General features: G+C 42.2%; 16 protein-coding genes and 1 pseudogene. 8 read left to right on the forward strand and 9 right to left on the reverse strand.

Annotated features, from left to right (window positions below):
- Positions 1 to 162 precede the first annotated feature (162 nt).
- From G4417_RS13925 to G4417_RS13950, 7 genes are all read right to left on the reverse strand, one after another.
- Positions 163 to 2,133 carry a response regulator gene (locus G4417_RS13925; protein ID WP_173683920.1) on the reverse strand — a complete coding sequence of 657 codons (1,971 nt, stop codon included), beginning with the start codon at positions 2,131 to 2,133 and terminating at the stop codon, positions 163 to 165.
- Positions 2,134 to 2,223: 90 nt separating this feature from the next.
- The gene (locus G4417_RS13930) at positions 2,224 to 2,718 is read right to left on the reverse strand and encodes a hypothetical protein (RefSeq protein WP_243872159.1); all 495 of its coding nucleotides are present in this window, start codon (positions 2,716 to 2,718) and stop codon (positions 2,224 to 2,226) included.
- A 36-nt stretch (positions 2,719 to 2,754) separates the two neighbouring features.
- Positions 2,755 to 2,979, reverse strand: coding sequence for a ParB N-terminal domain-containing protein (locus G4417_RS17020; protein WP_243872160.1), 225 nt, complete (start codon positions 2,977 to 2,979; stop codon positions 2,755 to 2,757).
- 7 nt (positions 2,980 to 2,986) lie between these two features.
- Entirely contained in the window at positions 2,987 to 3,832 is an 846-nt protein-coding gene (locus G4417_RS13935) for a helix-turn-helix domain-containing protein (protein WP_173717695.1), read from the reverse strand.
- A gap of 129 nt (positions 3,833 to 3,961) precedes the next feature.
- A complete protein-coding gene (locus G4417_RS13940) occupies positions 3,962 to 4,150 on the reverse strand; it encodes a helix-turn-helix domain-containing protein (protein WP_055057014.1) in 189 nt (62 codons plus the stop codon).
- 82 nt (positions 4,151 to 4,232) lie between these two features.
- Positions 4,233 to 4,709 (reverse strand): sigma-70 family RNA polymerase sigma factor, encoded by a 477-nt coding sequence (locus tag G4417_RS13945; protein WP_173683922.1) that lies wholly within the window; start codon positions 4,707 to 4,709, stop codon positions 4,233 to 4,235.
- Between the two features lie 395 nt (positions 4,710 to 5,104).
- Positions 5,105 to 5,269 carry an Arc family DNA-binding protein gene (locus G4417_RS13950; protein WP_005423682.1) on the reverse strand — a complete coding sequence of 55 codons (165 nt, stop codon included), beginning with the start codon at positions 5,267 to 5,269 and terminating at the stop codon, positions 5,105 to 5,107.
- Between the two features lie 138 nt (positions 5,270 to 5,407).
- Between G4417_RS13950 and G4417_RS13955 the strand changes: the two genes are divergently transcribed.
- The 4 genes from G4417_RS13955 to G4417_RS13970 all read left to right on the forward strand — a co-directional run bounded on the left by G4417_RS13955 (position 5,408) and on the right by G4417_RS13970 (position 7,579).
- Positions 5,408 to 6,127 (forward strand): hypothetical protein, encoded by a 720-nt coding sequence (locus tag G4417_RS13955; protein ID WP_173683923.1) that lies wholly within the window; start codon positions 5,408 to 5,410, stop codon positions 6,125 to 6,127.
- 26 nt (positions 6,128 to 6,153) lie between these two features.
- A complete protein-coding gene (locus tag G4417_RS13960; RefSeq protein ID WP_118512131.1) occupies positions 6,154 to 6,357 on the forward strand; it encodes a hypothetical protein in 204 nt (67 codons plus the stop codon).
- Between the two features lie 298 nt (positions 6,358 to 6,655).
- On the forward strand, positions 6,656 to 7,258 hold the full coding sequence (locus G4417_RS13965; RefSeq protein WP_173683924.1) for a hypothetical protein: 603 nt from the start codon (positions 6,656 to 6,658) through the stop codon (positions 7,256 to 7,258).
- A gap of 150 nt (positions 7,259 to 7,408) precedes the next feature.
- Entirely contained in the window at positions 7,409 to 7,579 is a 171-nt protein-coding gene (locus G4417_RS13970; RefSeq protein ID WP_173683925.1) for a hypothetical protein, read from the forward strand.
- On the opposite strand, the gene G4417_RS17585 is transcribed toward G4417_RS13970, so the two are convergent.
- Together G4417_RS17585 and G4417_RS13980 are read right to left on the reverse strand one after the other, a co-directional pair.
- Positions 7,557 to 7,748, reverse strand: a complete 192-nt coding sequence (locus tag G4417_RS17585; protein WP_173683926.1) for a DUF5131 family protein — start codon at positions 7,746 to 7,748, stop codon at positions 7,557 to 7,559. The genes G4417_RS13970 and G4417_RS17585 overlap by 23 nt on opposite strands.
- Positions 7,738 to 7,884, reverse strand: a complete 147-nt coding sequence (locus tag G4417_RS13980; RefSeq protein WP_173683910.1) for a hypothetical protein — start codon at positions 7,882 to 7,884, stop codon at positions 7,738 to 7,740. Before G4417_RS13980 ends, G4417_RS17585 begins: the two co-directional genes overlap by 11 nt.
- A 253-nt stretch (positions 7,885 to 8,137) precedes the next feature.
- Here G4417_RS13980 and G4417_RS13985 point away from each other — a divergent pair, with 253 nt between their 5' ends.
- The 4 genes and pseudogenes from G4417_RS13985 to G4417_RS17590 all read left to right on the forward strand — a co-directional run bounded on the left by G4417_RS13985 (position 8,138) and on the right by G4417_RS17590 (position 11,692).
- Complete coding sequence (locus G4417_RS13985) at positions 8,138 to 8,812, forward strand: alpha/beta hydrolase (protein ID WP_055058584.1); 675 nt, start codon at positions 8,138 to 8,140, stop codon at positions 8,810 to 8,812.
- 20 nt (positions 8,813 to 8,832) lie between these two features.
- Complete coding sequence (locus G4417_RS13990; RefSeq protein ID WP_055058585.1) at positions 8,833 to 10,308, forward strand: amino acid adenylation domain-containing protein; 1,476 nt, start codon at positions 8,833 to 8,835, stop codon at positions 10,306 to 10,308.
- Positions 10,308 to 10,778: a GNAT family N-acetyltransferase gene (locus G4417_RS13995; protein WP_005924656.1), complete on the forward strand. Its 471-nt coding sequence runs from the start codon at positions 10,308 to 10,310 to the stop codon at positions 10,776 to 10,778. Before G4417_RS13990 ends, G4417_RS13995 begins: the two co-directional genes overlap by 1 nt.
- Before the next feature lie 79 nt (positions 10,779 to 10,857).
- Positions 10,858 to 11,692, forward strand: a pseudogene (locus tag G4417_RS17590) (radical SAM protein).
- Positions 11,693 to 11,709 lie beyond the last annotated feature (17 nt).

An 11,709-nucleotide genomic window follows, 5' to 3' on the forward strand; every position in this document is an offset into this window, starting at 1 on the left:
GCCAGATACAGTTCCACCTCTTTGCATTCCTTTTTTATTATTTAATGTATTCTTTTATTAACATCTGATCTTTTAGACAATGCTTAAATACTTTGTTATAAGGGATTCAGATACCGTCATTTTTTTCTCACTAATGATGCGATTTTCCTGGTGCTCCGGCATTTATCCGTCATTTTGTTTCTGCTTCAGTTCCTTTGCCAAACATGTGTCACGTTTAATGTATTTAGCGATTGTATCAGTTAATTCCTCCATGTTAATCGGCTTGGAAATATGGTCATTCATGCCTGAATCCAGGGATTCCTGAATATCATCTATAAAAGCATTTGCAGACAAAGCTATAATTGGAATCGTAACTGCATCGGATCTCTCTATACCTAGGGCTCGAATGGCTTTCGTTGCTTGATGTCCATCCATGTTTGGCATCATAATATCCATCAAAATAAGATCGTATGTGTCTCGTGGATGATTTTTAAACAAATTCACGACTTCTTTTCCATCTGATGCGCATGTTACGGTCATACCAGCATCTTCCAGTATTATCGTAGCAAGTTCAGCATTTAGATCATTATCCTCAGCCATAAGAACATGAATACCCGTCAAATCTCTATGTAGATGTTGTTTTTGTTCTGATTGAATAACCTTTTCTGTCAACTCCATTGGGATTTCCACTGTGAATGTAGAACCTACACCTTTTTGGCTCTCAACAGCAATTGAACCACCCATCATATCCACATATTTTTTTGTGATGGCCATACCAAGACCGGTTCCCTTATATTCGGTTCTGGCATTAGCATTATCTTCTTGTGAAAACGGCTTGAATAATTCTTTCTGGAACTCTTCACTCATGCCAATATCATTATCTTGAACAACATAACGAATTATGATATGTTTCTCATCCGTTCCGGGGTAACTGCTGGTGTCCAAAGTAATCTTTCCACCGTCCTTTGTGAATTTCACAGCATTACCAAGAAGATTCACCAGAACTTCTCGAATACGTGTAACATCCGCAAGGACATATGGGTTCTTTAGTCTTTCTCTATGTACTTCAAACTTAAGATCTCGGTTATAAAGAAGTCCATTCATAATCGCCTGGACGTTATCTGTCAATTGAGTAATGTCCACTGGCTCGAGCGAAATAGTAACTTTTCCACTTTCAATGCGACTAAAATCCAGAACGTCATTCAACAAAGAGAGAAGATGATTCGAACTTTCTTGAACTTTCTCCAAGCTGTCATGAATATCTGAAACCGTGTTCTGGTGAAGCGCAATGTTTGTAAATCCAATAATGGCATTCATCGGCGTTCTGATGTCATGGCTAATACTAAGCAAAAACGCAGATTTTGCTTTGTTGGCAGCATCTGCTTCCTCAGCGGCGTTCATTAATAATTGTTTTTGTTTTTGCTCTTCTTCCTTGCTTTTCTGGTAAACATAATAGGTATATAGACAGATTAAAAGCAATACAGCTCCTGCGACTAAACCGCAGATGATGGAAATATGATTCGTCTTTTCAACCATTCCATAAGCTGATTGCATATCCATTTCAATGCAAAATGCGCCAATGATTTCTCCTGTCCCATCATGATTTGCACTTACAGGATAGCAAGCCGTAAAAATCGGACCCCATGTTGTATCAATGATATCCTGAGAGTACACATACTCCCCAGAAATAGCTCGATCAATATACGGAACCATTTCTTCCTCAATATAATCTCCAGGGTGTCTTACATCATCCGCATCCGAATTCAAACCGTCTACCACATAAACGAGTTTTCCTTCTTCATTTTTTGTAGCAGTGTAAATATATCGAGTAGAATTCAGTGTTCTGATTTCATTGAAATATGAAGAAATATCCTTATATATTTGCTTCTTTTCATCAGATTGATCTTTGATTTGATCAAAATCTTTTTTGCCGATGCTTCCATTCACAAGTTTGTGTACTGCATCTGCACTCGCTTTGTCACGTGTGATTTCTGTTTCAAGGGCGGTCTTAGTGTAAGAACTTTGCAGGATAAATGTGTACAGTGCTATTACAAAAATTATCAAAAGCCCCATAAGCACAAGGATACTACCTGTATTCTTCAGTCTAAGGAATTTCTTTTTCTTCAAATTAACTCCTTCTTTTGTTTTCTTCATGTCGTTCACTCATATCCTCTCTTCATTCTCTTCCAAGTATTCCGAACATTTTATTATATCACAGCAACATATTGTTCCGCTATTATTTTTTCAAGACATATGTCTATGACAAATACTCAGTATCTCTTCTTTCATTTCTGCCGGGGTATATGATTTCTGAAAATACCGATACAGTTGTTCGTTGTTAAACATCATTCTGGTAATTTCCCCTTTTTTGATCTCACCCATGATCTCTCTCATTTTTGTTCCAGTCAGCTTTTTCTCCCGGCTTAATTTCTTTATTCTCTGTGCCTGGGAAATGGATGGGACTGCCTGTGTATACTCCATAGCATCTATAAATTCCTTTTGTTCCTCTATCGTTAAATACGAAAGTTCCACAGCCGGGTTAAATGAAAGTTCTCCGTTATCCAGCTTTTCCAGTAACTCAGGAATCAGATCCGTCAACTTCAGATACCGCTGTACCTGTTTTGCACTGTCACCAAATTCTTCACCAATGATTTCTACTGTCTTTTTTCCTTTCAACGGGTAGTCAGACTGGCTACTTTTTCTTCTTCCTCCGGTTCGCTTCATAGCTTCATTCTTCATCTTATAAGCAAAAGCCTTTTCACTGAATGTGATCTGCTACCTCTGTAAATTGGAATCCACCATATTAATTACTGCTTCATCATCTGACATGACTCTGATAATGACCGGTACCTTCCTGTAACCAAACTTTTCAGCAGCTGCCTTTCTTCTGTGTCCGGAGATAATCTCATAAACACCATCCTGAATCGGTCGTACAATCAGTGGATTTATGATTCCGTATTTCTCAACACTCGCACTGAGCCGAATCATTTCCTGATCCATCCAAATCTTAAACGGATACCACCCCCTTTTCCTTCCGCTTCAATAACCACTGTCTAAACGCTTCTCTTGGAATACGAATAATCTTTCCTGTTTTCCGAATCGGTATTTTTCCTGTTGTATACCAAAAAGCGATAGTTGCAGGCTCCACTCCTGCCAGTTCTGCCGCTTCCGGCACTGTCAGATACTCCAGACGTTTTTTCTCCTGTCTGTGATCTGCTTCTGCAAGGCATCTTCGCTTATAATTCTCATATTCCCGTTTTTCTTCCAGTTCCAATTCTTCATATTCAAAATTAAACAGCTCATAGGTATCCTGTGCCTGCAAGAATCGCTCAAAGCTCTCCCTTGTCACCCTTCTCCGTCCGGCAATTACAATGACGTCCAGCAATGGGGCATATTTTTTACTGCTCAGGATTCCATATACGGTACTTCGTGGAACGTCAAGCAGCCGGGCCATTTCCGGCATACTTAGACTGGCTGCCTCTGCAGCTGCATCTTTCTTACGATCTTCCTGTGTACGGTATCTGGACTGGCTGTGATACCAGTCCCAGAAAGCATCCGTCGGCACTCGCATTCTTTCATTCACTGTAATTGTCTCAATATTGTTTTTCTTCAATATCTCATATACCGTTGCGTTGTCCGTCCCCAGCATTTCCTGTATTTCTTTTGGGGAATAAGATCTGAGCCTCAACTCTTTTCCCGGTGCTTCCCCATTGACTTTGTGATACCAGTCCTGATTGGCATACCACTTTTCAAAACTGGCAATTTCAACCCTCATCTTTCCAAGCAATGTTTCTGTCCGAAAATAGTTTTTATGAACCAGCCAGTAACGATCCGTCTTCTTTAATCCCAGCATATCCCCCATCTCGTGGACACTCATCCACTTTCGGGGTTTTGCCGGCGATCCAACTCTTTGTATCACTGCCTTGTTTCACTCTCCTTCCATTTATTTTTCTTAAATCATATCTCACAATTCGCAAAAAATTTAGGATGTCACAGAAGCATTTCCCTTATCCAGCCACTCGTCAAAACTCTTCTTGGAAATACGGTATCCACCGCCTTCTAACTGAATCCAACGGAACTCATTTTGTCTCAGCAATTTATAGACCGTTGATCTGCTTACATCCAGCATTTCCTGTAAATCTTTCACCGTATAACATCTTTTTTCTGCCATATTTTCACTCTCTTTCTATCTGTTTTGATTTTATTTCTAAATACAAAACTCGTGAAAAAGTTAAGAGTGCCGTTCCCACTCTTTAACCCATTTCATACATTTTCCGCATTTTCTTTAAGATTGCGCTGACCTTCTGAGACATCCGAACCTTTGAAATTCCCAGTATTTTCGCCAGTTCTACCTGCTTCATGCCCTCAAAGTAGATGGATTTGATAATAAACTGCTCATGTTCTGACAGCTTTGCGATATTCTGATGCAGTTCTGCTGATTCAGCCTGCAGAATTACCAGATCTTCTACGCTCCGCTGTCCCTCATCCGGTAAATCCTGCACTCCGATTCCATCTGTATTCTCACTGAAAACACAATCCAACAGCTCCGTCCACTTTGTTTTTCTTGTCATGGTTTCCGGATCTTCTGGTTGCCACTTTTTACTTCTGTAAACTTCATTACGGTAAGCGGAAAGCATTGCCTTGGCTACCTCTCTGGTTATTTCATAAAATTTCCCATCAACTTTTGCATAAAATTTGTCATTGAATTTATATGGATGCTCTACATACATCGTCCGTTCCTCCTGAATTTGAAATCTGTTGCGTGTTCCAAATTCAGGAGCGGAGGAGACCGGCTCCTTCTGATGTCTCTGATCATGCGTACTGATTTCCTTTCAGGCCACCAGATCAGGCAGACCTGTGGCTTATTGGCCGGAAATCAAAATTTCAGGGCAACAAAAAAAGCCCCTCCGAGGTGCTAACCCGAAAGAGCTTTTCTAATAATCATATGAAGTTTTCCTGCTGTTCTTTTATTTCCAGCATAATCAGTATAACAGTCCAAAGTATCAAGGGTATCTCAAATACCTGCCGTAAAGTATCACTGATTCCTCTAAAAGTATCATCATTTGATACTTTTTAAATTGGCATAAAAATACACCGGAACTCACCAGCCCGATGTATGATCTTCCTATTTATTTAATGTGCCATGATTTTTCTCATGTTGAGCAATCGCCTGACGAATCAGATACAGCACTTCTCCATTGATAGAACGCCCCTCAAATTCAGCAAGACTTTTCAGTTTTCCGTGCGTCTCAGAATCAATCCGAAGACCAAGATGTTTATCTTTTTCCATATGGCTTCCTCTCCATTTGATAAGTACAAAATAAGTTCATAATACAAGTACATTTTAAGTACAAAACATGGTAAAATGGTTCAAATGAACTTGTTTTAAGTACACTATATTTTATTATTAGGGGAGAGCATCAAAAATATGAAGAAAGAAAAGCGATATTATCAAATCCGAATAGATTATTTCTGGCTTTCCATTCTGGCAGTCATAATTGTTATCTCCATGATCATCGCATATTATGCCTCTGCCCATGAGCAGACATCTTCCCAACCAGTATCTACTAAACACCGTACTGACATTGATGTAACTTTTGACGATCTGCGCTCATCCCTGGAAAACACATCAGAATGTTATCTATGCGGAAATGCGGAAGAAAGCCTGATGAGCTACTTTAGAAACTTTGACACTATTGGATTGATCTCGCTGAATGACTGGTATGTGATTGATTTTCCACTGAAAAATTACGATGAAAATGGAAATGAGGTAGAAAGTGCTACTTCAACTTCATTCCTCTCTGGGAATACAGGTGAAATATCTTATTCTTCAGACGGAACTCCAAGCCGTGGTATGGCAAGCATAGATGTGACGTTGCCGGAAAATTATGAAATTGATACTAACATGCTAGAAAACCATTTATGCCAGAATTGCCTAAGTAAAGTTGCAGCTTCATTAGAATACAGAAAGACGGACGGAGAAAATAAAGAAGCTATTCCATTGTGCATAGTTGATTTCAAGACATTGGAAATTTACTCACTACAAGATTACTGGAGAGCATATTTTGTCCGAGACTATTATGTAGAAATGGATTTTGATGATAATATAGTAAGAACAGAAGTATTTTACTTGCCAGAACGTCAATAACAAATATGGGAAAGAGGTGATACTATATGGGAATAATTAAATATTTTAGAAAAAAATACTGGGAAGCAGCCATTTTCAGGGGTGGGCGGCGCATACCATTTAGCTGCGATGGCTTGACAGCTGTTCCTGATAGAGCCTATGCACTGTTTACAGAAAAAGAATTGGAAAAAATTTACAACGATAGAAATGAATTTTATAAGAAGCTAATGCAGATGATTGATTCATATTAACAAAAGGTCAATCAAAATTTTATTTGTTACATAAATTAAAAGGTAAATATGTTCAAACATAAGGCCTCGGAATCTTAATGATTTCTGGGGTTTTCTATTATTGAGATAAGGCTATTTATAGCAATTTAAACCGAATTATGATAACATAAGGCAAAGATAAATCGTTGTTTGGCGATTTAGTAAAGCCCGATAGATTAATTTTATAGGGAACAGAAAATTTAAATGTATCGTATTAGGAGATGAAAAAATCGAGATAAAATATAAAGAATATAAGGATAATTATGAATATATATGCAAAATGAATGATTTAAGAGAGTGTATGGTTCAAGATTTTGTTATTGCTCCATTTTTGAAAAGTATTTTACCAAAATGTGACATTATTCCCGTAGATATTAAAGTTTCTAGTGGTAGCGGAAAACATAATTACGGGAAATATTGTGGAAAGGGACCAAACGAGAAATATTGGACTCCAGATTTATGTATAGCACAAGACTGGAGATGGGACAATGAAGAAGATGAGTGTCCTACTAGTTACATTGCAGTTGTTGAAATTAAATCAGTAGGTGATAGCTCAAATTATATAGTATCAAATACAAAAGATCGTAAAGGTAAGTCTTTTAGAGATAAAACTTTAAATTATTTGAAGGATATTGGAAACAGTAGTGTTAAAAATGAAATAGAAGCACATTTGTCTAAAAATAAAACAGTTCTCTTTACGGATGGTGTTACTTGGTATTTCTTTGAAAAAAATGAGAAAGCTTTAGAGGAAAACAAAGCAGAGATGTTTGAATTGGGAATAAGAATAATAGACGAAAAAAAGTTTGACCATATAAAATGGAATGAATCGGAAAAGAGATACAATGACCTCAAAGAGAAAATTAAAGCATTATGTGAATCATAATACTTTGGATGGAATGTTGCAAGAATGGCCATGAGCGAGCCAGTTCATCATTGTCATGGATACTTGGTTTGAAAGACTGATGGCGGAATAATAGAAGCTGTGATAGAATAAAGTAAACGATTTGAAGTGCTAATTTAGAGGACAAAGCTTATGAAAAGCGAAAGTATAATTAAAGGAGTCAGCATCGGAATATCAACAGCAATACTTTGGAGTATTGTTTTAAACAGCAAGGTTGTTGGAATTGGAGTGGGTATATGTCTGGGTATATCTCTTGCTATATCTGACAGTCCTATTTCTTCTAAAAAAGATAAAGATACGTGATGATACAACTTCTAGTTTTTGAAACTGAGAAATCGGAATTTGTCTTGACTTTATAAATTTCCCCGCCTGATTTGCCCCGTTCATTGTCCAGATAGTACATATAGCAGTGGTCACAGCCCTCCCTGTATTTGCGGCAGCCATGCCAGGGATTCCAAATATCACTGCTCATACCGATTCCTTTCCAGTTCGCAAATCAGACTGTGAGGCATTCTTCGTGGCCCACGTACCGCACCAATCCCATAGGCTTTCAGCTTCTCAAACGGGAGAAAAGACGGGTTGTACTGATCCGGCTTTTTCAATCTCATCACATGGTTCATATGTACGTTGCCATCATCATAATGGTAAGGAATATTGACTTCTGTAGCTTCGCACCGATATAGAACAGCGGAAACCGGGGCCGTAACATATAGACAGACAACATCGCCAACGGCTACTTCCTCCTGTTTATAGCCTTGGTCAGTAGTTTGATACTATGTACGAACTTTCTGCGTACTTGCTTTCGTTTTCGGATACCGTACAATATTTATACAATGAATCGTCAAGAGAGGAGGCAACAAAGTGACTTCTTTAACCATAGAACAAAAAAGAGTGGACATATACCCAAGCGCAAAGCCAGGCAGCCCAGTTATCTATCTCAACACCTTTTCCAATGCCGTTAACAGTGTGTATAAAAACCTGATGGCGCTCGGCTGCCCAGATTTCTGTCTGGTGGCGGTCAGTGAGCTGAAATGGGATCATGACATGACACCGTGGTATATGGGGCCGATCTCTAAACACGATACGCCCTGCACCGGGGGTGCGGATGATTACCTGAAACTGCTTCTGGATGAAATTATGCCGGAAGCGGAAGCGCTCCTTCCCGGTGCGCCCGCCTGGCGGGGCCTCGCCGGTTACTCGCTGGCCGGGCTGTTCGCCCTCTACGCTCTCTACCAAACGGATGTGTTTGCCCGCGCAGCGAGTATGTCAGGTTCCTTCTGGTTTGAGGGCATCATGGAATATGTGTGCTCCCATGAGATGAAGCGCAAACCTGACTGTCTGTATTTTTCTCTCGGAGACAAGGAGAGCTCCACCGATAATCCGATTTTGAACGTTGTGCAGCAGAATACGCAGGAGATAGAAACACTGTGCCACGGGAAAGGCATCGAAACCACCTTCGTACTGAACAGTGGCAGCCACTATCAGGCGTGCAACAAGCGCACAGCGGCTGGCATTCACTGGATATTAAATAGATAAACCGACAAGGAGATAAAACGATGGATACGATTTATTCGCTTTTTCAGAAAGTAGTTAAAGAACATGAAAATGCCCCAGCTATCATTGAAAACGACCGCACCATGACTTTTGGAGAGCTGTCCAACATGGTGGATATGATCACGTGCAGCTTTCCGCAGGAAGTACACAGCATCGGCATCGTCATGCGTCACCGAACCGAGATGATTGCCTCGATTCTGGCGGTACTCAAATGCGGCGGCCGATATGTCCCAGCCGAGCCGGATTTTCCCACCGGGCGCATCCATGACATGATGACCGAGGCACAGGTGGATTTTGTGCTGACGGAACACGCCTTTGCGCCCAAACTGAGCAGTTTCCCCATCCGCTATACAGATTGTGAGATCTGCGGCGTGGAGACGCCCTCCTGGAAGCGCAATGCCATCGAAGACCCGGAACGCCCCGCCTATGTGCTGTATACGTCAGGTACCACCGGGCGGCCCAAAGGTGTCTGTGTCACCAACCGCAATGTTTGCCATTATGTCCGTGCCTTTGCCAACGAGTTCCATCCCGGCCCCGGTGATGTCATGCTGCAATATTCCGTCTGTTCTTTTGACATCTTTGTGGAGGAAGTGTTCACCAGTCTGCTGAATGGTGCCGCTCTGGCCATCCCTGCTGACGAGGATAAGGCCGACATCCATGCATTGATGGCTTTTGTGGAACGCCACCATGTGACTATGATCAGCGGCTTTCCGTATCTGCTGGCAGAAATGAACCACCTGTCTGTCATTCCGTCCTCTCTGCGGCTGCTTATCAGCGGCGGCGATGTGTTGCGGGGCGTTTATGTGGATCACCTGCTGAACAAAGCAGAGGTTTACAACACCTACGGCCCCTCCGAGACAACGGTCTGCGCCTCCTATTACCGTTGTAATAGTGGAACTGTGCTGGAGGACGGTACCTATCCCATCGGTCATCCTGTACTAGGTGCGCAAATCAGGATTCTGGATCAGTCTGGCAACGAGGTTGCCAAAGGGCAGACGGGTGAGATTTGCATTTATGGCGGCGGTGTATCTCTGGGCTACATTGGCGACCATGCCGAGGAAAACAGAGCTTTTGAGCGGCAGCCGGACGGTAGCACCATGTACCGCAGCGGCGATTTGGGCTATATCCTGCCGGATGGCAACATTGCATTCCTGCACCGCAAGGACGACCAGATCATGATTTACGGCAAGCGGGTGGAACTTGCCGAGGTGGAGTCCCGGCTCTATCGGTGCAAGGATGTGCAGCAGGCTATTGTCCGGGCTTTTACAGACGAGGATGGACTGTCCTATATGACCGCCTATGTGGTGCCTTCCGACAATAAGCTGAAAGTCTCGGAAGTAAAAAAAGAACTGTCTGAAAATTTGACTTCCTTTATGATCCCAGAGTTCTTTGTGAAGATGAAGCAGATTCCTTTGAATGTCAACGGTAAGCCGGATGTGTCGAAACTGCCGGTGGTAATGAAAGCGGGGGCATTATAATGGAGATTCAGATCCGGCAGGCCACGATCCAGGACCTGAATGTATTGATGCAATGGCGAATGGAAGTCTTGCATGAGGTATTCTCCATCCCCTCGGAGCGGTCTGTAACAGAGCTGGAATCGGAAAATCGCCGCTACTATCAAACAGAACTGCCGCAGGGCGGACATATTGCCTGCTTTGCCTACGTAGGGGAGGAAATCGTCGGCTGCGGCGGGATATGCCTCTATCATGAGATGCCCTCACCGGACAATCTAAACGGGAAATGTGCCTACCTGATGAACATTTATACCCGGCCGCAGTTTCGCGGACACGGCATAGGGAACAGAATCGTCAGGTGGCTTGTAGAGCAGGCTCGTCAGCGGCATATTTCAAAAATTTATCTTGAAACCTCAAACAAAGGCAGGCCGCTGTATCAAACAATCGGTTTTGCCGATATGAAGGATATGATGAAACTGTCCCGTGAAAAATAAGCAAAATCAAAGGAGCATACATACAATGGAGCCAATCATCTGAAACGTTGAAGTAAAAAGCGTCCTCACAAAATCCAATTTGCCTGTGAGTGATTATTCGGTCAATCCTTATGTGGGCTGTGGCCACGGCTGCAACTATTGCTACGCATCTTTTATGAAGCGTTTTACCAATCACCCGGAGCCCTGGGGAGAGTTCATAGACGTTAAATTTTGGCCGGAAATCAAACACCCGGAGCGGTATGCAGGGAAAGAACTGTTTCTCTGTTACGTGACCGACCCATATCAGCCGCTGGAGGAAACCGCCTGCCGCACCCGCGCCATTTTGGAGCAGATGCAGGGCAGTGAATGTAGCCTCAGTATTGCTACCAAGTCTGACCTGGTGCTGCGTGACCTTGACCTCATTAAAACATTCCCCAATGCGCGGGTATCCTGGTCGATCAAACACACTGGACGAAGATTTTCGCGCTGATATGGACAATGCAGTGAGCATTGAGCGGCGGCTGGCCGCTATGAAAGCATTCCATGATGCTGGTGTGCGCACCACCTGCTTTATCTCGCCGATTTTCCCCGGCCTCACCGACCTGCCCTCCATCATCCACCGGGCGAAGAATCAATGTAATTTGGTCTGGCTGGAAAACCTAAACTTGCGGGGCGGTTATAAGAAAACGATTTTTGACTATATAACGGAAAAACATCCAGACCTGCTGCCGCTGTACGATACCATTTACAATAAAAAAGAACGCAGCTACTGGTCAATGCTGGATGCGCAGATGCGGCAGTTTTGCCAAGAGGAAGGGCTACTGTATGTCCAGGATGATGATTCCATCAAACGCCCGTTCAACGATCCGCCTATCGTGGTCAATTATTTTTTCAACGGGTTAAATGTATTTTTTAATTCTACCTTGCAAGAGTAAATTCTATACCTGTAGAA

Origin of the sequence: Blautia wexlerae, from assembly GCF_013300825.1 — a bacterium.
Lineage (GTDB): Bacteria > Bacillota > Clostridia > Lachnospirales > Lachnospiraceae > Blautia_A > Blautia_A wexlerae_B.

What these genes read in the sequence shown, in the direction of transcription:
- G4417_RS13970 (WP_173683925.1), top strand. Translation starts at nt 7,409, where the DNA reads ATGAAAAGCGAAAGTATAATTAAAGGAGTCAGCATCGGAATATCAACA.
- G4417_RS13990 (WP_055058585.1), top strand. Translation starts at nt 8,833, where the DNA reads ATGGATACGATTTATTCGCTTTTTCAGAAAGTAGTTAAAGAACATGAA.
- G4417_RS13945 (WP_173683922.1), bottom strand. Translation starts at nt 4,709, where the DNA reads ATGTATGTAGAGCATCCATATAAATTCAATGACAAATTTTATGCAAAA.
- G4417_RS13995 (WP_005924656.1), top strand. Translation starts at nt 10,308, where the DNA reads ATGGAGATTCAGATCCGGCAGGCCACGATCCAGGACCTGAATGTATTG.
- G4417_RS17585 (WP_173683926.1), bottom strand. Translation starts at nt 7,748, where the DNA reads ATGAGCAGTGATATTTGGAATCCCTGGCATGGCTGCCGCAAATACAGG.
- G4417_RS13925 (WP_173683920.1), bottom strand. Translation starts at nt 2,133, where the DNA reads ATGAAGAAAACAAAAGAAGGAGTTAATTTGAAGAAAAAGAAATTCCTT.
- G4417_RS13955 (WP_173683923.1), top strand. Translation starts at nt 5,408, where the DNA reads ATGAAGAAAGAAAAGCGATATTATCAAATCCGAATAGATTATTTCTGG.
- G4417_RS13930 (WP_243872159.1), bottom strand. Translation starts at nt 2,718, where the DNA reads ATGAAGAATGAAGCTATGAAGCGAACCGGAGGAAGAAGAAAAAGTAGC.
- G4417_RS13965 (WP_173683924.1), top strand. Translation starts at nt 6,656, where the DNA reads ATGAATGATTTAAGAGAGTGTATGGTTCAAGATTTTGTTATTGCTCCA.
- G4417_RS13980 (WP_173683910.1), bottom strand. Translation starts at nt 7,884, where the DNA reads ATGAGATTGAAAAAGCCGGATCAGTACAACCCGTCTTTTCTCCCGTTT.
- G4417_RS13935 (WP_173717695.1), bottom strand. Translation starts at nt 3,832, where the DNA reads ATGCTGGGATTAAAGAAGACGGATCGTTACTGGCTGGTTCATAAAAAC.
- G4417_RS13950 (WP_005423682.1), bottom strand. Translation starts at nt 5,269, where the DNA reads ATGGAAAAAGATAAACATCTTGGTCTTCGGATTGATTCTGAGACGCAC.
- G4417_RS13960 (WP_118512131.1), top strand. Translation starts at nt 6,154, where the DNA reads ATGGGAATAATTAAATATTTTAGAAAAAAATACTGGGAAGCAGCCATT.
- G4417_RS17020 (WP_243872160.1), bottom strand. Translation starts at nt 2,979, where the DNA reads ATGGATCAGGAAATGATTCGGCTCAGTGCGAGTGTTGAGAAATACGGA.
- G4417_RS13940 (WP_055057014.1), bottom strand. Translation starts at nt 4,150, where the DNA reads ATGGCAGAAAAAAGATGTTATACGGTGAAAGATTTACAGGAAATGCTG.